Annotated in this window: 19 protein-coding genes and 1 other annotated feature (1 of these 20 running past the window's edge); of the genes, 6 read left to right on the top strand and 13 right to left on the bottom strand. The window is 31.2% G+C overall.

The window, feature by feature from the left end; translation table 11 throughout:
- Nucleotides 1-59: 59 nt before the first annotated feature.
- Entirely contained in the window at nucleotides 60-818 is a 759-nt protein-coding gene (prpE, locus tag AN960_RS16505) for a bis(5'-nucleosyl)-tetraphosphatase PrpE (protein ID WP_056473656.1), read from the top strand.
- A gap of 228 nt (nucleotides 819-1,046) precedes the next feature.
- On the opposite strand, the gene AN960_RS16500 is transcribed toward prpE, so the two are convergent.
- From AN960_RS16500 to AN960_RS16485, 4 genes are read right to left on the bottom strand one after another with little or no spacing between them, the layout of a single operon-like run.
- Nucleotides 1,047-1,934 (bottom strand): RluA family pseudouridine synthase, encoded by an 888-nt coding sequence (locus AN960_RS16500; protein WP_056473655.1) that lies wholly within the window; start codon nucleotides 1,932-1,934, stop codon nucleotides 1,047-1,049.
- 14 nt (nucleotides 1,935-1,948) lie between these two features.
- Entirely contained in the window at nucleotides 1,949-2,740 is a 792-nt protein-coding gene (locus tag AN960_RS16495) for an NAD kinase (protein ID WP_056473654.1), read from the bottom strand.
- 15 nt (nucleotides 2,741-2,755) lie between these two features.
- Complete coding sequence (yjbM, locus tag AN960_RS16490; protein ID WP_056473653.1) at nucleotides 2,756-3,379, bottom strand: GTP diphosphokinase; 624 nt, start codon at nucleotides 3,377-3,379, stop codon at nucleotides 2,756-2,758.
- Between the two features lie 15 nt (nucleotides 3,380-3,394).
- Nucleotides 3,395-3,775: a UPF0738 family protein gene (locus AN960_RS16485; protein ID WP_056473650.1), complete on the bottom strand. Its 381-nt coding sequence runs from the start codon at nucleotides 3,773-3,775 to the stop codon at nucleotides 3,395-3,397.
- A gap of 135 nt (nucleotides 3,776-3,910) precedes the next feature.
- On the opposite strand from AN960_RS16485, the gene AN960_RS16480 reads away from it, so the two are divergent.
- Nucleotides 3,911-4,501, top strand: a complete 591-nt coding sequence (locus tag AN960_RS16480) for a CYTH domain-containing protein (protein WP_056473649.1) — start codon at nucleotides 3,911-3,913, stop codon at nucleotides 4,499-4,501.
- A gap of 390 nt (nucleotides 4,502-4,891) precedes the next feature.
- Complete coding sequence (locus AN960_RS16475) at nucleotides 4,892-5,764, top strand: DsbA family protein (protein ID WP_056473648.1); 873 nt, start codon at nucleotides 4,892-4,894, stop codon at nucleotides 5,762-5,764.
- A 275-nt stretch (nucleotides 5,765-6,039) separates the two neighbouring features.
- Here AN960_RS16475 and pepF read toward each other — a convergent pair whose 3' ends face one another.
- The 4 genes from pepF to mecA all read right to left on the bottom strand — a co-directional run bounded on the left by pepF (nucleotide 6,040) and on the right by mecA (nucleotide 11,569).
- Complete coding sequence (gene pepF / locus AN960_RS16470) at nucleotides 6,040-7,860, bottom strand: oligoendopeptidase F (RefSeq protein WP_056473646.1); 1,821 nt, start codon at nucleotides 7,858-7,860, stop codon at nucleotides 6,040-6,042.
- Between the two features lie 53 nt (nucleotides 7,861-7,913).
- A complete protein-coding gene (locus AN960_RS16465; RefSeq protein ID WP_056473643.1) occupies nucleotides 7,914-9,119 on the bottom strand; it encodes a competence protein CoiA in 1,206 nt (401 codons plus the stop codon).
- Nucleotides 9,120-9,299: 180 nt separating this feature from the next.
- Nucleotides 9,300-10,847, bottom strand: coding sequence for a cardiolipin synthase (cls, locus tag AN960_RS16460; protein WP_056473642.1), 1,548 nt, complete (start codon nucleotides 10,845-10,847; stop codon nucleotides 9,300-9,302).
- Between the two features lie 50 nt (nucleotides 10,848-10,897).
- Nucleotides 10,898-11,569: an adaptor protein MecA gene (gene mecA, locus AN960_RS16455; RefSeq protein WP_056473639.1), complete on the bottom strand. Its 672-nt coding sequence runs from the start codon at nucleotides 11,567-11,569 to the stop codon at nucleotides 10,898-10,900.
- A gap of 319 nt (nucleotides 11,570-11,888) precedes the next feature.
- Here mecA and AN960_RS16450 point away from each other — a divergent pair, with 319 nt between their 5' ends.
- Nucleotides 11,889-12,560 carry a TerC family protein gene (locus AN960_RS16450; RefSeq protein WP_056474234.1) on the top strand — a complete coding sequence of 224 codons (672 nt, stop codon included), beginning with the start codon at nucleotides 11,889-11,891 and terminating at the stop codon, nucleotides 12,558-12,560.
- Between the two features lie 135 nt (nucleotides 12,561-12,695).
- Here AN960_RS16450 and spxA read toward each other — a convergent pair whose 3' ends face one another.
- A complete protein-coding gene (gene spxA, locus AN960_RS16445) occupies nucleotides 12,696-13,094 on the bottom strand; it encodes a transcriptional regulator SpxA (protein ID WP_056473638.1) in 399 nt (132 codons plus the stop codon).
- 534 nt (nucleotides 13,095-13,628) lie between these two features.
- Here spxA and AN960_RS16440 point away from each other — a divergent pair.
- Nucleotides 13,629-13,832 (top strand): hypothetical protein, encoded by a 204-nt coding sequence (locus AN960_RS16440; protein WP_056473635.1) that lies wholly within the window; start codon nucleotides 13,629-13,631, stop codon nucleotides 13,830-13,832.
- Between the two features lie 898 nt (nucleotides 13,833-14,730).
- On the opposite strand, the gene AN960_RS16435 is transcribed toward AN960_RS16440, so the two are convergent.
- Genes AN960_RS16435 through opp3b form a run of 4 tightly spaced genes read right to left on the bottom strand, consistent with a single transcriptional unit; the run spans nucleotide 14,731 to nucleotide 18,676 of the window.
- Nucleotides 14,731-15,666 carry an ABC transporter ATP-binding protein gene (locus AN960_RS16435; RefSeq protein ID WP_056473634.1) on the bottom strand — a complete coding sequence of 312 codons (936 nt, stop codon included), beginning with the start codon at nucleotides 15,664-15,666 and terminating at the stop codon, nucleotides 14,731-14,733.
- Complete coding sequence (locus AN960_RS16430; RefSeq protein WP_056473632.1) at nucleotides 15,656-16,705, bottom strand: ABC transporter ATP-binding protein; 1,050 nt, start codon at nucleotides 16,703-16,705, stop codon at nucleotides 15,656-15,658. Before AN960_RS16430 ends, AN960_RS16435 begins: the two co-directional genes overlap by 11 nt.
- Before the next feature lie 21 nt (nucleotides 16,706-16,726).
- Nucleotides 16,727-17,746, bottom strand: coding sequence for an oligopeptide ABC transporter permease (opp3C, locus tag AN960_RS16425; RefSeq protein WP_056473631.1), 1,020 nt, complete (start codon nucleotides 17,744-17,746; stop codon nucleotides 16,727-16,729).
- Between the two features lie 3 nt (nucleotides 17,747-17,749).
- Complete coding sequence (gene opp3b, locus AN960_RS16420) at nucleotides 17,750-18,676, bottom strand: oligopeptide ABC transporter permease (RefSeq protein WP_056473628.1); 927 nt, start codon at nucleotides 18,674-18,676, stop codon at nucleotides 17,750-17,752.
- Between the two features lie 815 nt (nucleotides 18,677-19,491).
- On the opposite strand from opp3b, the gene AN960_RS16415 reads away from it, so the two are divergent.
- Nucleotides 19,492-19,866, top strand: coding sequence for a DUF3899 domain-containing protein (locus tag AN960_RS16415; protein WP_056473627.1), 375 nt, complete (start codon nucleotides 19,492-19,494; stop codon nucleotides 19,864-19,866).
- A gap of 58 nt (nucleotides 19,867-19,924) precedes the next feature.
- Nucleotides 19,925-19,979 (top strand) — a binding site (T-box leader) (it continues 175 nt past the right edge of the window).

Genomic DNA, 19,979 nt, shown 5'->3' with positions numbered 1-19,979 from the left:
TTTTTGGGGCATACTACGAATATTACTTGTTGAAATAACAGACTAAAAGGATTGATAGAATGAAATACGATATTATAGGTGATATTCATGGTTGTTATAATGAATTTGTTGAATTAACTAAAAAACTTGGTTATTCGTGGGAGAATAATATTCCTGTTCACCCTGAAAATCGAAAGTTAGTTTTTGTTGGTGATTTAACGGATCGAGGACCTAATTCGCTTGCAGTAATAAAAGTAGTATATGAACTTGTGATGAAGCATAAGAAAGCACATTATTCACCAGGGAATCATTGTAATAAACTTTATCGTTATTTTCTTGGTCGCAACGTAAAAATTCAACATGGACTTGAAACAACAGTTGCTGAATTAGAGTCAGTTAGTGATAAGGAGAGGAGCCATTATCAAACATCGTTTATAAAACTTTATGAAGGTTCTCCACTTTATAATGTTTTATACAATGGAAAATTAGTTGTTAGTCATGCTGGTATACGTGAGGACATGATTGGTAAGCATTCAAATAATGTTAAAACATTCGTTTTATATGGAGATATTAACGGTGAAGTGCTTCCAAATGGAATGCCCGTAAGAAAAGATTGGGCTAAAGAGTATAAAGGTAAAGCATTAATTGTATATGGTCATACTCCTATTAAGGAACCAAGAGAATTAAATAATACAATTAATATTGATACTGGCGCTGTCTTTGGTGGTAAACTAACAGCATTTTCGTATCCAGAACGTACATATACTCAAGTACAATCTTCAATGCCATACATTGAAGAAAAATTTAGTTTTTACGAAGAAAAAGAAAGCAGAGTTTAGGAAAGTCATGATGACCCTTTAATAGAATATTTTAGCTTAAATAGATACAAAAAAAGTAGGTTTCTAATCGGAACCTACTTTTTTGCTGATAATGTAAGCGCTCACTTATCAGCTTAATATATTAGTCTCTTCCATCCCCATGGAGAAACACTACATACTAAAAATAATCTATATTTCATAAATTGTCAATAATTTATACAAAATTTAGACAAATTTATTACTTGACATTCACGATTCCAATAAGCTCTTTAAATCAACAGGTAAAGCGATTTCAAAGTTTTTTTCCGTATGATCAATCGGATGAATAAATGACAATTGATAACTATGTAACGCCTGTCTTTTTAATAGATCAGTATTACCTCCATATAAGTCATCCCCGACTAATGGATGTCCAATCGAAGCCATATGTACGCGGATTTGATGTGTTCGACCTGTTTCCAATTCTAATTCAACAACCGAGCTGTCTCTATTTACGACAAGGACATTAAAATGTGTGATTGCTTCTTGCCCCTCTTCAGAAACAATTCTCTCGATAATACTATCACTTTTCCTAGCAATCTTTGCTCGTATTACCCCTTCTGTATCATTCATTTGTCCATGAACAATTGCTAAATATTTTCTTTGTACATTTTTTAATTCATTTTTCGAAAACAAATAATGAATATAACGATTTTTAGCAATTAACATTAATCCCGAAGTATCTTTATCTAATCGAGTTACAATATGAATGGTCGATTGGAGCCCAATTGTTTGATAATAAAATAATAATCCATTTGCAAGGGTTCCACTAGGATGCTCTCTAGAAGGTATACTTGGTATTCCAAAAGGTTTATTTATGACTAATACAGCATCATCTTCATAAACAATTTCAAAAGGAATATCTTCAGCTATAAGTTCCTCACTTGGTTTCTCGATTGGAAAATAGATCTTTACAAGATCTAATTCTTTTAAAATTGTACGGACAGTTTTTTCCTCACCGTTTACGGTAATTTCTCCACCTTGAAATTTTATATCTGTGAGAGCACGTTTAGAGAGCTCCTTTAATTTAAGAAACTCTCTAAGTAAAATTCCATTATGCTCTTTTTTTACTTCCCATGATAAATTAAATCGCTTCATATTCTTCACCATTTTTATTTAACAAAAGAATCAACGACACGCTTCCAAAATGGAAAAGGTCTAAAACGTGCAAAACGGACTTTTTCATGAGCTACTCGACATTGAATCGATTTAACATCTTGATGCACTATTGTTTTATGATCTAATGTAATTTGAAAATTTGCGTTTCTTACAGGCTTCAGTAAGCATGTATGATGTTTCGGTAAAACAAGAGGTGAACCAATTGTACGAAAAACTCGATTATTAATTGATGCCATCTCAGCAATTTGAATCGCTTCAATTGATGGATGAATAATTGCTCCACCAAGTGCTTTATTGTACGCTGTACTACCTGAAGGTGTAGAAATACAAAGACCGTCACCTCTAAATGTCTCAAAATGCTGACCTTTTATTTCAACATCAATCACTAATGTACCTTCAAGACCTTTTATCGTACATTCATTTAAAGCTAATGTTTGCATTTCTTTTCTTCCATCCTTATAACGGATGATCACTTCCAATAAAGGATATTCAACTACTTGAAATGGAGTCTTCGCAATTGCAATAACAAGCTTTTCTACCTCACTTGGTACCCAATCTGCGTAAAACCCTAAATGCCCAGTATGAACCCCTACGAAAGAAACTTTATCGAGAAGATGAGTGTAATGATGAAAAGCATGAAGTAAAGTCCCATCGCCACCTACAGATATGACGATTTCAGGCTCTTCTTCATCAAATTTAAAATTAAAACTCTCTAAATAATCTCTCATTCGTTTCATCAGTTCATTGGACTCTTGATCGCCCTTAGACATAATTACGAATTTCATTTTCTCGTCCTTTCCTTACTGGTCGTTTTTTTTCGAAAACTCTGCTTGCGCCTCTTGAATCTCTCCTCTAATAAGAGACATTTCTTCATCTAATAGAAACGCTGCTTCAGCCGCTCTTTGTAATCGTTCATGAATATTTTCAGGGTATTTCCCTTTATACTTATAATTTAAAGAATGCTCTATTGTTGCCCAAAAATTCATCGCAAGTGTTCTTATTTGAATTTCAACTAAAACTTTTCGTTCACCTTCAATTGTTTGAACTGGATATTCAACAACTACATGATAAGAACGATATCCGCTATCCTTTTTATTTGTAATATAATCACGCTCTTCTACAATTGTAAAATCTTTCCGTTTGCGAAGAAGCTCAACTACATTTTTAATATCTTCTACAAATTGGCACATCATTCTCAGACCGGCAATATCCTGTAATTCAGTTTCTAAATTCGCTAATGGAATTCCTTTTCTAATCGTCTTATTAACAATGCTATGAATAGGCTTAACTCTTCCAGTTACAAACTCAATTGGGGAATGCTGATTAGTTTCTTCAAACTGTTTTCTAATCCCTTTTAACTTTACTTTCAATTCACTTACTGCTTGTTCATAAGGTGCTAAAAAACTTTCCCATTGACCATTCATCCAATCACCACCAACTTACTTCTCTTCTAAAAATGCGCTTTGAACTTGCTTAACAAATTCTTCTCCATAGTTAAAATTCCCTTCAACATTTTGGATTAAATAAGTTAACTCATCATTCCAATTATTTAGTGAAAGACTCCTTTCACCGACCTTTAAAAATACGTTTAACTTTTGATCATTTGCTTTTTTCAAGTCCGACCAATACTCAGAAGGAACTGTAACATATACAAATTCTTCATTTTCTTCTAATATATACAATAGTGAACTTTGATCTGAGTCTGCAATCATTGTTCCTACTTCATGACACTGTTCTAAATTCATTTTTGTATCGTCAATTAATAGAAATAAACCATCTTCATTTATATTTATTCCATTTATTTCAAGCATTTTTCTCATCACTGAAACCTCAACCTTTTTAATGTATGTATTTTATTTAATTTTGACCATTTCTATTGTAACATATCAAATAGAAAATAGACGACGACTAGCACATACAATAACAAAAATAATACTAAATAGAAGGAGTTAATTATGGCTAAAGAAATTGAAATTGAATTTAAGAACTTATTAACAAAAGAGGAATTTGAACAGCTAAAATCCTATTTCCAAATTAACGAGTCGAGTTTCGAATCACAAACTAATTATTATTTTGAGACACCTGATTTTGCAATTAAAGAACATGGTGGAGCGTTAAGAATCCGCAAAAAGTCCCTAACTTCATTTACATTAACTTTAAAAATAAAACAAGCAGTCGGACATTTAGAAATTAATCAAAAAATTAGTGAAACTGAAGCATCAGCTATGCTAAAAACATACGTTCTTCCAGAAGGAGAAGTAAAAGAATATATTAACGAAGTAAAATTAAACTTAAATTCCCTAGTATTAATAGGTGACTTAACAACAAACAGAGCAGAATTTCCATACGAAAACGGACTATTAGTTTTAGACCACAGTACATATTTAAATCATGAGGATTTTGAGTTAGAATTCGAAGTTTCGGATGAAAACATTGGTAAACAACAGTTTATCAATCTGTTAAAAAATCTTCAAATTCCTAGGCGTAAAACATTAAATAAAATTAGACGCTTTTTTAATGTAAAACAAGGAAATCAGACTAACTGACATCTGAGTACCATTTTAATTTAAATAGCACAACGTAATTAGTTACTTTTAAACGTCGAAAAAACCAAAAGGGTATATATCGGCGTTTTTTTAGTATGAGCAATTTAGAAAAACTCCTTACTTGTAAACCAGACTACATTTTTAGTTTTTAATATCCATTTCAGTAATTGATTTTGAAATCAATCAGGCTTTTGGGACTGCCCCATTTTACTACCTTACTTAAATGAATTAAGGAAATATTAATAGATTAATGAAAAATAGTGCATCATATTTGAAATATTAACTATCCGTTGCTACAATACCATTAGAGAACAAACGTGTTATATCTTACAAATTAATTTTCAAGTCTGTTATAGTACGGACGAATGAATTGCATTAAGGGTGAAATATATGAATGACAAACAATATAAAAATGAATCAATCACGCTTCCCGAGCAGAATTGTACAAAAAAATCGATTGAATTGTATGTATTCATAGATCCACTTTGTAGAAATTGTTGGGATTTTAGTACAATTTTAAAAAAGTTTCACTTAGAATATGGTCAATATTTTTCATCTACTTATATTCCAGTTAATCGATATTACACTACTAAAAAACTATTAGAAAAACGACCTTCACAGCTTGCATTCGTGTGGGAGAAGACAGCTAGCAGATCGGATATCCTTTGCGACGATCACTTATGGATTGATAATAAAGAACTTTACCCATACTACTCTGCAATTGCATTAAAAGCAGCTGAGCTTCAAGGTAGAGTAGCTGGCGTTAGCTACTTAAAGAAGTTACAAGAATATTATTTCTTGAAGGATTTAGACATTACAGATCAAGATGTTCTTATCGAATGTGCTAAAGATATAAATATTGATGTAAAAGAGTTTATGGAAGATTTACACAGTACACACTCTATTAAAGCTTTGCAATGTGATATTAAAGTTACGAAAGAAATGCATGTAACTGAAATTCCAAGCGTTGTATTTTTTAATGAAAATATTGAAGAAGAAGGCTTGAAAGTTTCTGGTTTTGAAAGCTATCAGACTTATGTAAAAATATTAGAACTAATGACTAATAAAAAGTTAGAAAAACGAGAACTACCTGATTTAGCTGAATTTATTAAATTTCAACCATTTGTTACGATTAAAGAACTATGTATGATTTACGAACAATCCACTCAATGTATGGAGTTAGAATTAAAAAAATTAATCCTACGTAGAAAAGTTAAGAAAATTGTCCAAAAAGATCAAATTTATTATCAGTATGTTGTTTAAGAAATAAAAAAAAGACCTAGCTTTCGCTAGGTCATTTTTTTGATGTAATATTTTACATCAAGGGGATGGGAGAAATTTTCACGTTCAACAAAGGGGTATTTGTGTTTGTGAAGTAATTCACACCCTTATAATACAATTTATTTTAGAGTTTGGCAACCATTTGAGAAATATTTCACATTTTAGACACAAAATAGTAGGTATAAAGATATAGAAAAAGTTAGGTTAAAAAAACAAACACATATAGGTTTGATGCTACATGTGTTTGTTTAAGTAAGTTATTTGTTAAATAGAAGTTCTTCCATTTCGTTTAACATTTCTTCAAATACTTTCAATGCTTCTACGATGGGTTGTGAAGAAGTCATATCAACGCCAGCTTTTTTCAATACTTCAATTGGATAATCCGAGCTTCCTGCTTTTAAGAAGCCAAGGTATCTCTCAACTGCTGGTTCGCCTTCTTCTAGAATTTGTTTTGAGAGTGCTGTCGCTGCACTGAATCCTGTTGCATATTGGTAAACATAGTAATTGTAATAGAAATGCGGAATTCTACTCCACTCTAAACCAATTAACTCATCGATTACAATCTCGTCACCAAAATATTTTTTATTAAGCTCGTAATATGTTTTTGTTAATAGATCTGGTGTTAATGCCTCACCATTTTGAGCTAATACGTGGATTTGATGTTCAAACTCTGCAAACATCGTTTGACGGAATACAGTTCCTCTAAAAGTCTCTAAATAGTGGTTTAGTAAATAAAGTCTTTGTTTAGGATCTTCCGTATTTTTTAGTAAATAATCATTTAAAATAGCTTCATTACAAGTAGAAGCAACTTCAGCTACGAAGATTGAGTAATCACCGTAAACATAAGGTTGATTTTTACGAGTATGATAACTATGCACTGAATGACCAAATTCATGTGCTAATGTAAATAAATTATTTACATTGTCCTGCCAGTTCATTAAGATATATGGGTTCGTACCATACGCACCAGAAGAGTATGCTCCGCTTCGTTTTCCTTTGTTTTCTACAACATCTACCCAACGGCTTTCATATGCCTCTTTTAGAATTTCAACATATTCATCACCTAATGGTTTTAATGCCTTTAATAAAATTTCTTTTGCTTCATCATACTTAACTTCCATTTTTACTTCTTCTACCAATGGAGTAAATAAGTCATACATATGAATTTCATCAAGCTTTAACGCTTTTTTACGAATAGCAATATAACGATGTAATAAATTTAAATGCTCATTTACTGTAGACACTAATTGATCATAAACAACTTCAGGAATTTCGTTATTACTTAATGCTGCATGACGAGCATTATCATATTTTCTAACTTTTGCTTTGAAATTATCTTTCTTTACAGCACCACTTAAAGTACTTGCAAAAGTATTTTTATACGCATCATACGTATGATAAACCGCTTCAAAAGCTTCTTTACGAACGCGACGATCTGCACTTTCTAAATAATGAATATAACGGCCATGTGTGATTTCTACTTCTTCACCATTCTCGTCTTCAATCGTCGGGAATTTTAAATCCGCATTATTTAACATTCCAAACGTATTGCTAGAAGAAGATAACACTTCAGATGCTTGTGCCATAATTTCCTCTTCAGCTGCTGAAAGAACATGTGGTTTTTGCTTTAAAATTTCTTCTAAAGAGTGCTCGTACAATTTCAGTTCATCATTTTCTTTAATAAACTTTTTCAATGTATCTTCTGAAATTGTTAATAATTCAGGCACGAAGTATGACATTGCACTTCCAGCCTTAGTGTATAGATTTTTCGCACGATCATCTAAAGCTTGGTATGTAGAATTTGTTGTGTCTTGATCGTAACGCATATGAGAGTATGTATACAATTTACCTAATAAAAACGAAATTTCATCCTGTTTTTTTAATGCATTTAAAAGTGTTTGTGATGACTCACCTAATTTACCTTTAAACTCTGAAAACGATGGGATTAATTCAAGTACTTTTTTATACTCTGCTTCCCATTTTGCATCTGTTTCATAAATATCTTCCAACTTCCAAGTTAATTCTTCTTGAACTTCACTTCTAGTTGGTAATTTTTTAACAGCTTTTTGTTCTAGCATGTCTGATCCCCCTAAAATTATTATTAGTATTAATAACATTCCAGCGTCTGATATTAATAATCATTTGAATCAGTTCTTGCATTAAACAACAAATCAAATGCTGTATTAGCGCTCAGACAGTCTTCATCCAATGCTTGTTGGAATGATGTTGGAATAATAGCATTAGCTATCTTCATTATTTTACCATTTTTAATACGTTTTACGATTCTAATTTTTACTAAAAAGTCAATATACTTTTCTACACATTTCTCCAAATTATCAATTTCATTATCTTGAAATTGATTAACTCTCCAATTACCATACTGTACTTCCATTTTTACAGACTGAATTATTTTATCAGTAAAGATTAGTTGTCCAATTTCTACTTCATGAAAAAATTTAAAATATATTTGCCCCTGCCAAAAGATACAATGTTCTTTAATTATGCAGTTACTTTCTAATGGAACCCCAATTACCGCGGGAAAATAATTCATATTTGCATTGTATAAATACTGTTTAAAAACCTTTAAATTACCTTTAGTATGCAAATGTTGATATAGTCTAAAATCCTTTTTTAAACGATTCCATTTAGAGACAAATACCTTTTTATCAATTCTATTTGGAGATAAAAATTCATTAAGACTGAAATTGTTGATTGGAAATACGTCCTTTTGACCAATATATTGGACCGGAGAAAATGCTATTAATGAGGAAAGCACTGTAAATGATTGTAATGTAGGATTATAGAAGAGAAGGGAAAAAACGTTAATTCTAACAAGTGAATAAATAGAAAGGGAATTAATATAGAAAGATGACCATCTTTTTTGATTTAATAGTTTGTCATGTAAGATCCACAAAACTTTCATTCCACTATCTTTAAAAGAGTTTGTTCTCTTTATCATTATTTCTAAAGGAATAACCGAACATTGATATTCAACACATATTTGAATTGTATTTAATCTAATTAATAAATCAGGTCTTTGATTTAATTCAGGTATATATTTTTCAACCTCAACATTTACATTAAACCTTTTAAAAAATTGGTACAAAGCAAACTTCCCTTTATAATGGTCAATACTCTCTTTTTTTTCATTTTCACATTCAGACAAATCTATATGTGCAAAATGAGTTACCTTCTTTACTCCAATTTTAAGCCTCACTTGCTTTTTACAAACCGGGCAAAAATATGGTCCGTTTTGCTTTAATCTTAATAATTCCTCTGTCTTTTTAACTTCAAATAAATTAATAGTATGCTCTGCTGTATTTAATGCGACGATCATATTTCACTACCACCTTTCCAAATAACTTCACTATCCTTTTCGTATTTTCCTTCAAAAAAATTAAAAACGATTTTTCAAATAAAAAACCTACCAAATATTGAATTTCTATTCGGTAGGCTTTTTGACTATATGAAATATTATAAAAATGTTCTATCAATGTTCTATCAATAAGATAGCTCATTACAAAAGTGGTGCCATTAATCTTGATAATGATTCAAATATCCTTTTGTATATAGGTCTCTTTTTAAAATCTTTAAATATAATTGCTTCAGAATCGCGGATATCATTATTAAAATCATTAACTAAATGATTAATACTTTCTTCTAAATATAAAAATGCAGTGACTTCGAAGTTTAAACGAAAACTTCTCATATCCATATTTGCCGTGCCAACAGATGCGATTTCATCATCTACAATCAATATTTTACTGTGCAAGAATCCTTGTCTATATTCATAGATTTCTACACCTGCTTCTAATAACTCTGGAAAATACGAACGTGAGGCATAAAATACGATTTTCTTATCAGGGCGATCAGGCATTAGAATTTTTACTTTTACCCCACCATTTGCTGCAACTTTAAGAGCAGTTAAAATATCTTCATCGGGCACAAAATACGGTGAAGCAATGTATATACTTTTCCTTGCACTTGTAATCATCGCAAAAAATAACTCTTTTATCACTTCATGCTTTCGGTCTGGTCCACCAGAAACAAGCTGAATTGCTCCTTTTGAAGAATAACTACTAGCATTAATGTCAAAGTACTCTTTGTCATCAATTAACTCATTCGTCATATAATACCAGTCTTGCAAGAATATGAATTGTAGTGTTCGTACACCTTCTCCATTAAGGTATAGATGGGTATCTCGCCACTTTCCAAAATAATGGTCTTTCCCTAAATACTCATCTCCAATATTTAATCCTCCAACAAATCCTACATTCGAATCTATAACGATAATTTTCCGATGGTTTCGGTAATTAATCGTATCATTTAAAACTGGAATTTTAACTGGAGAAAATGGTAGTATTTCTACACCAGCTTTTCGTAAGTCTTTAACAAAATTTCTTGATAATTTCCAACTGCCTACAGCGTCATAGAGAAATCGTACCTTTACTCCATTCTGTGCCTTTTCAATTAGAATATCTTTTAGTTGATTACCAATCTCATCATTTCTTACTATATAAAATTCGATATGAATATGGTGCTTTGCTTTTTTAAGTTCCTCAATTATTTTTGGAAAGGTTTCACTTCCGTTTGTAAGAACTTTTGTAAAAGTATTCATCGTGACTGGAGTATTACTCTGTTTAGCTGCAATATTTATTAGATACTCTAATCTTTGATTTTGCGCTATAAAATCTTTCACTTCTACATCTTCGGATCCACTAATTAAACCATTTGCATTTTGATCATTAATTGCCTTTTTTCGATAGACCATTTTCTTTTTGTAATTTTGTCCAAAAATTAAATAAAAAACAAAACCAAATAACGGGAAAATAGCTAAAAGTATAATCCATGTTAAAGTTCTAGCAGGATTTCTATTTTCAAGGAAAATAATAATCGATACACCTATAGCTGTTATCGAGAACATGATACTTATTAATCTAAAAATAGTAGATTTCTCAAAAAATGCAAAATTCATTAACCAAATGAATTTAATAGTTGGAGAAGCAAAATATAAAATGCATACTACAATTGATAAAAATATTAAAATCTTTAATCGAAATTGCATCAATATTCTCCTTTATAAAGAAAAGAAACCGATCCCTAAGGCATCGGCTATTACAATAATGGAAAAATTGATTTAAAATGAGGTAAAGCTGTCTTTTCATAAATCAATTTTCCGTATTCCTCTAAAACATGTATAGTTACTTTTGAACGATGACCATATTCAAGTAACATAGATGATAAATATTCGACTTGAATTTCATCAAGCAATTCTTCTTCAAATTTAACATAAAGATAGTAATAATCTTGGAAGGAATATAGTGTGCTTTCAAATGATTCTTGATTAACAGCATGTGATAAAGAAATAATGTCTTCAAGATTTTTAAAGGAAAGAATAAGTTCAGTTTCCTCTTCATCCATCGATTCAAAAATATCGTCATCATCATCTTCATCTGAATCATCGTCATCATCTACAGAGATAAATGGAATTTCTAAATTCTTTTCTCCTTCACCTAAATTCACTTCTACTTTTTTGCCGTCTTTAGAAATCACAGCTTTTGTTACAACAACTTCTAAACCCTTGTCTAGTGCCTGTACCTGAATCCATAGGGGGCCACCAGCAATGAATTCCTCAGTCAAATGCGCTTCATCAATTAATTCCCAGAAAAGCTCTTCACTTCTTTCTCGATCTAACCATACTTCATCTTTAGAGAAACCTCTCTCCTCGATGTCTAAGTAGGATATGGAGAACTTAAACGTATTTTCATTAATTCTTTCTATTTCCATTTGTTTTCCCCCTCCTTTAATGAACAACAAGTAATTGCGTTAGACGAAATAGAATAAATAAAGTAAAAGAATTTTATGTTAAATATAAAATTCTGAAATAGTAAATTAGAAAAATACTCTTAAAAATTTAGCTTTAATAAGTAAATTTTTATCTATCTTACCATGAAAATTTATTAAATGCGAATAGTAACTACAATTATATTTTATGATACAAATTAAAATTTTGGAAATAAAATTCACCTATTTTTTAAAAATCATCATATACCTATTAATATTAGGACAATCATTTAAAGCTTTTAATAAGAGAGGTGAATTCATGATAGATCTTCATTATATATGGTCCTTTTTAATGATTGTTATTATCGACATTGTTTTAGGCGGAGATAATGCTATTGTCATTGCATTAGCATGTAGAAAATTACCATATAAGCAACGTAACATAGCGATAATTTTCGGTAGTATTACCGCAATTGTTTTACGAATTATCCTAACAATATGTGCAATTTTCGTCCTTAAAGTCCCATTCTTACATTTAATTGGCGGAATATTACTTTTGTACATAGCTTGCAAATTAATTATCCAGGAGGATGACAACCCTTCTATAAAGGAGAACTACACAGTTTTCCATGCAATTCGTACAATTGTATTTGCTGATTTAGTTATGGGGATTGATAACGTATTAGCAATAGCTGGGGCATCAAACGGAAAGCCATCATTAGTCATTTTAGGTCTTTCCATCTCAATTCCAATAATTATTTGGGGAAGTAAAATCGTTTTATGGTTTTTAGAAAGATATCCAATTTTGAGTTTTGTAGGGGCTTCTGTTCTTTCAATAACAGCTAGCAAAATGTTAATAGACGAGCCATTTATCAGTCAATATATAAACGGACGAAACGATATGGAATTAATTGTCGGCTCATCTTGTATAATCTTTACCATTGTCATAGGTTATTATTTTAATAATATTCGATACCGAAAGCGAACATCCTAGTTGTTAAAAAAAAGCTGTAAAAAGTATGCATTTAACTTTTTACAGCTTTTTATATAATATGAATAAGTATTTGTTCAATATGATTGAGAATCTTAATCAAGAATTGTAATTTTTTTCACAATTCAAAACAAAGATTTACTCATTAACTAAACGTTGTGCTTCACGTAATTGATATGTGCGAACTGAACGCGGTAAAAACCTTCTGATTTCATCTTCATTATAACCAACTTGTAAACGTTTCTCATCAATAATGATCGGTCTTCTAAGTAAACCAGGGTATTTTTGAATGATTTCATATAAGTCTTGTAAAGGAAGACTTTCTAAGTCTACATTTAATTCTTGGAAAATTTTTGATCTTGTTGATATAATTTCATCAGTACCACTTTCAGTCATACGTAAAATTTGTTTAATCTCATTAATTGATAATGGTTCTGAAAAAATATTTCTTTCTTTATAAGGAATATTATTATCTTCTAGCCACATTTTTGCTTTTCGACAAGACGTACAACTTGGTGAATTATACAAAATTACCATTTTGCTCTCCCCCTAACTACTCTTTTAAAAAAAAGGAATATAGTTATGTGTATTAATTTATAAGAATTGGTTAATTATAATTAGTTTAATCTACCACTATGTTCACCATTATACAGTATTGTGCTAAATAAATATATACAAATTTGTAAAAAAATTTAAAAAAACCTATACAAAAGGTGTACAATTTTCAGTAAATTCTTAAGTAAAATATAGGCTAATTTCTTTCATCTATTTTACGTATGTGAAAGCTGATTTTTCTCATCATATACCTCACTAACTGTGAGTCAAACCTGCATCCATATTTCATCCTCTTTTCCATCCTATAACCTCACCTCCCCCACAACATTATCCAAAGTAGTCAAGTACGCCTTTCATTTCACACAACTTTAATCCTAAAAATTACAATACTAAAAGCTTGATTGCTTTATAAATAGCCCGAAAATAATTATTATGAAAAAGTTTATTTATTCTTTCTATTTCATCAATTTTTTAATACAATAATAGTAACGCTTACATTCCTAGGAGGCTAATCTAATGGCAGCTTACATAACTGATCTATTGATTGTTGCAGTGTTAGTAATTGGAATTACTGCACTTAATGGTGTGTTTACAAACGCGATCGGCGAAAAAATATTTGGTAGAAGTAAAAAAAGTCAATTTGTTGAAATGTCTGACAGAATGTCTGCAAACTTCAAACAAGTTGGTGGCCAAGGTAAGTTCCGTAAAAAAACTTATTAAGAGCAGCATTATAAGAAATTTACGATTAAAAAAAGGGCAAAAGCCCTTTCTTTTTTTGCTTTGATAAGGTTTAGTGTATAACCAATGTAGAATTGATTAAGGTCACTAGTTCATCCTCATGTACAGTATTTTGAAATATTAAATTCAGGGGCTTTGAATTAAAAAATTGGTTATCATTGTACACTCTGGATTAATTTTCTTCTAAGCTTGTCCTACCATTAATATACCTAGCCTTATCTACACTTAATATGATAAAACCTCCACCTTTATTTTCCCTTAACTTGATCGAATTCTTAATGTGTAAGAAATTACGGATTTTTTGTTTTTTACTTACTCATGAACCTCTCATGAGTAACCATTTTGCTTCTTTTTGTTGTTTTACTTACTCATAAACCTCTCATGAGTAACCATTTTGCTTCTTTTTGTTGTTTTACTTCCTCATGAACCTCTCATGAGTAACCATTTTGCTTCTTTTTGCTGTTTTACTTCCTCATGAACCTCTCATGAGTAACCATTTTGCAGCTTTTTGCTGTTTTACTTCCTCATGAACCTCTCATGAGTAACCATTTTACAGCTTTTTGTAGTTTTACTTACTCATGAACCTCTCATGAGTAACCATTTTGATTCTTTTTGTTGTTATATTTCCTCATGAACCTCTCATGAGTAATCTTTCTTCTTCTTTTTGTTGTTTTATTTCCTCATGAACCTCTCATGAGGAATCTTTCTTCTTCTTTTTGCTGTTTTACTTACTCATGAACTCATGATCTAACCACTTTTAAATTAGCAAATTTCATTTATCCTCGCGATCTTGGTCTAAATACCATTCCCTACCTATTCTCCCCTTACATTCCTAATCCAATAAAAAAATCCTAGTGATAACCTCACTAGGATTGATTTATTATTTATACATTTGTTGATAATTTTTAAATTCTGCTTCTGAGCAAAGTACGAAATGTCCAGGACGAACTTCACGTAATTGTGGTTGTTCATTTGAATAATCGTGTTGTTTTGGATCATAAACGATACGTTTACGATTGCGCTCATAAACAGGATCTGGAAGCGGAATTGCTGATAATAATGATTTTGTGTAAGGATGCATAGGGTAATCATATAATTCATTACTATCTGCAAGCTCAACAATTTTACCGTGGTACATTACACCGATACGGTCACTAATGTACTTAACCATTGATAAATCATGGGCGATAAATAGATATGTTAAACCTTTTTCCTCTTGAAGCTTTCTCATTAAGTTTACAACCTGAGCTTGAATTGACACGTCAAGAGCTGAGATTGGCTCATCGGCGATAATAAAGTCTGGTTGTACAGCAAGTGCTCTTGCAATACCGATACGTTGACGTTGTCCACCTGAGAATTCATGTGGGAAACGGTTAGCGTGCTCTTTATTTAAACCTACTGTTTCAAGCAAGTCATAAACCATTTTCATTCGCTCTTCTCTGTTACGAGCTAAGCCATGAATATCAATACCTTCTGCAATGATATCTGCAACTTTCATACGCGGGTTTAATGAAGAGTATGGATCTTGGAAAATCATTTGCATACGGCGGTTAAATTGCTTTAACTCTTTACGACTTTTCTTACCATGTACATCTTCACCATCGAAAATTACTTGTCCATCAGTCGCATCATATAATCGAATGATTGAACGTCCAGTTGTAGATTTACCAGAACCCGATTCACCTACTAAACCGAAAGTTTCTCCACGGAAAATGTCAAATGTAACATCATCGATTGCTTTAACAGTTGTTTTACCTGTATTAAAGTATTGTTTTAAATTTTTAACTTCAACTAATTTTTCTGCTTTATTTGACATTTACTTCACCTTCCTTCATTCGTTGAATACGCTTGATAACGGCTTCAGGTGGTTCAACTTTTGGAGCATCCTCATGTAATAACCATGTTGCAGCGTAGTGTGTATCAGACACTTTAAACATAGGAGGTTCCATTTCATAGTCAATTTTTAAAGCATTTGGATTACGTGGTGCAAACGCATCACCTTTTGGAGGATTTAATAGATCTGGTGGTGTACCAGGAATTGCTACTAATTCTGCTCCTTGTTCATTATCTAGGTCAGGCATTGAAGCTAAAAGTCCCCAAGTATAAGGATGTTTTGGATTGTAGAAAATATCGTCTACAGTTCCCATTTCAACTACTTTACCAGCATACATAACTGCAACTTTATCTGCAACATTCGCAACTACACCTAAATCATGTGTAATAAAGATAATTGCTGAATCAGTTTTTCTTTGAATTTCTTTCATTAACTCAAGAATTTGAGCTTGAATTGTAACGTCAAGAGCTGTTGTTGGCTCATCGGCGATTAATAATTTTGGATTACATGCTAACGCCATTGCAATAACTACACGTTGTCTCATACCGCCTGAAAATTGGTGTGGATATTGTTTGAAACGTGCTTCAGCATTTGGAATTCCAACAAGATTTATTAACTCTAAAGCAATTTTCTTTGCTTCAGTTTTACTCATATTTTGGTGCTTTATTAGACCTTCTGTAATTTGATATCCAATTGTTAATACTGGATTTAAAGAAGTCATAGGATCTTGGAAAATCATTGAAATTTCTTTTCCACGAATACCTTGCATTTCTTTTTCACTTAATTTAGCTAAATCTTTTCCATCGAATAAGATTTCACCGCTCTTAATTTTACCTGGCGGGTTTGGAATTAACCCCATTAATGCTTTTGATGTTACTGATTTACCTGAACCAGATTCACCTACAATTGCTAATGTCTCACCTTTTTTAAGATCAAATGAAACTCCGCGTACCGCTTGAACTTCACCAGCATGAGTATAAAAGGAGACACATAAATCTTTTACTTCTAATAATTTACTCATAGTTCATTCTCCTCTCAAATATTACTTACTCTTTGGATCTAAAGCGTCGCGTAACCCGTCAGCAATTAAGTTGAAACTTAAGATTAATAAGCTGATTACAACCGCCGGAATAATCATCATATGTGGGAAAGTTTGTAGTGACTTGAAGCCATCACTTACTAAAGAACCTAATGATGCTTTCGGTGGTGCAATACCTAGACCGATAAAGCTTAAGAATGCTTCAGCGAAAATTGCACTTGGAATTGTGAACATCATCATTACAATGATTGGACCCATAATATTTGGAATTAAATGTTTTCCAATTAATTGAGCATTAGTCGCACCTAATGTTTTTGAAGCTAAAACGAACTCCTGATTTTTTAATTTTAACATTTGTCCACGAACGATACGGGACATACCTACCCAACCTGTGATTACCATCGCTAAAGCGATTGAAAGAATACCTGGGTTTTTAAATACTAAGATGAATAGGATTACTACGATTAGATAAGGAACACCCATTAAGACTTCAGCAATACGTTGCATAATTGTATCTGTTCGACCGCCAAAGAATCCCGATATACCTCCGAAGGTTACACCGATAAGCATATCAATTACTGCTGCTAATAAACCAATTAAAATCGATACTCGAGCACCCGCCCAAGTTCTTGTGAAAAGGTCACGACCTAAATCATCAGTACCAAACCAGAAGTTTTCTTTAATATTTTTGTTTTTATAAACGTCATTTCCATATTGATCAATTCCATCAAATGGTAAGAATTTTACATTTTCTAATACACCAATTTTTGGTGGTAATTTCGATCTTTTTAAATCTTGGTCTTTATAAGAATGTCCACTCATCATTGGACCAAATAATGTGAAGAATAATAAGATGCCTAGGACAATAAAGCCTAACATTGCACCTTTATTTTTCCTAAAACGTCTACGAGCGTCTTTCCAGAATGAATCTGAAGGTCTAGAAATTTTATCCGCGTTATTCAAATCTACATTTGCAGGTTGGAATAAATCAGATGAAATTTTTTGAGCTGTGTTGTTGTTCATTATTTATTTACCTCCTGCTAAACGGATACGTGGATCAATTACACCGTATAAAATATCTACTACGAAAATTACGATTAATAATAATGCACTATAGAAAATTGTTGTACCCATAATTACTGAATAGTCATTTGTGACAATTGATTGAACGAATTGAGAACCTAATCCAGGTACAGCAAACATATTTTCAATAACTAAAGTACCAGTCATTAAGTTTACAGCCATAGGACCTAAAATTGTGACTACTGGGATTAATGCATTTCGCAGGGCATGTTTAATGATTACGCCTACTTGAGATATACCTTTTGCTTTTGCTGTTACGATATACTCTGAGTTCATAACTTCGATTAACTCAGTTCTTGAGAATCGAGCTACAGTTGCTGTTACGAATACTGACAATGCAATTGTCGGTAGAATCGTGTATTTAAAGCTTTCCCAATACGCTACCGGGAACAGATGTAATTTTACTGCTAAATAATACTGTAAGATTGCCCCGAATACGAATGATGGTATCGAGATACCTAAAACTGCTAGAACAGTAGAACCATAGTCCCATATAGTATTCTTTTTTAATGCAGCAACAATACCGAAGATTAATCCGATAAATGTTCCTAATAATAGTGCTTGAGCACCTAATTGAGCTGATGGACCAATACGAGTTTTGATCATATCAGTTACTTGACGATTATCGTATTTATATGAAACTCCTAAATCTCCTTTAACTAAATTCTCCATGTACTTTGCATATTGTACAGGAACTGGCTTATCTAACCCAAATTTAGCGAAGATAATTTGTTTTTGATCAGGTGTTAATTTCTCTGGGTTTTTTAATGGAGAACCTGGTAACAACTTCATTAAGAAAAATGTAACAGTACAAATTAAAAATAGTGTGACTAACATGTAAATAAATCTCTGTAGCACGTAACGTCCCACAACTGCACCCCCTTATTAATTTAAAAAAATTTTATTTTTTTTATTTTTTGATAATTCTTTTGTAAAAATGAGAGCATTTGGATTTTTCCCTATTTGGATCTTTCCACATACTCTTTAGTACCAATTATAATTCTGTAATTTTTTCGATCGATTTTACTTCTTGTCCATATTATTCTCAAAGATGGGTTAAATCATTTAATCCAGTTTTTTCATTTCTTGTAAAAATGGTGTAGATTTTTGCTTAAGCTTTTTTTCCAACAATGTAAGCGTATTCGTAATGACGCTTTTGGTCAATATTTTTTTACTGGAAAATTCTAAATTATTATTCTAAACAGATTATTTCCAACTAATTCTCCCTTTTAAAAATATGCTGGGATCCTTATAAAAAATAACTTATTTAGATATTTATTCATAAATTTAGTAAAAAAATGAATGCTTATATTTGCAATTTCAGTATAACAAATTTATTTATCGAAACATATCTCACAATCCATGATGTATACCCCCTATGATGCTAAAGCAATGTAGGTTAAAATGCAGAAAGTTAATATACAATTCTGAATTTTTATAGTAGAATTTTCGATAAGTATCGATTTTTTTCTACAAATTTTATTATACATTTTTATGAGAGTTTTACAACAATTTTGACAAATAAAATTAAATAATTTGTTAAAATAAAGAGAATTGTCTTAAAAATGCTAACAATTTAAAAATATTTTGTAACGATTAGTTGAAACTGTTTACAATGTTATTATAGTATAGCATTATTAAGTCTACAATATATAATTCTTTCCAACAGGAGGATCACAAATTAAATGTCGAAACACTATATTATTGTACTATTATCAGCGATAGTACTAGCAGCAATCTTTTCTCTTATCCAAGGAACATTAAACTTTTTCCTTCATTTCACGAACACAATATTCTATATTGGACTAACATTATTTGTTATTGGTGGTTTCTTATTAATTGTACAAAGTGGATTTTTTAATATCACTCGCTTTGGAATGCGTAAAGTTTTCGGAACGAGAGACCAACAGATGGCAGAAATGACTGGTGATGAATCACTTACTGTTAAAAAGGATATGATTTATAGAAGATATAAATTTTCAGTTACAAAACCATTACTAATGGCTTCAATCACGTTAGTTATTGTTTCTTTTTTATTCAGTTTTATCATTATTTCTTAAATGATGTATCAACATCTTGAAAGTTGAATATAATTAAGATATTATCTATAGAAAGTATATATTAGCTATGATGAAGAGTAGTAAACAGATTTTAGCATGTTAAGAGAGCTTGT

This window comes from Bacillus sp. FJAT-25509, from assembly GCF_001420605.1.
GTDB lineage: Bacteria > Bacillota > Bacilli > Bacillales > Bacillaceae_G > Gottfriedia.
Note: the sequence above shows the minus strand (reverse complement) of the source record. Positions and strands in the feature narration are given on the sequence as shown.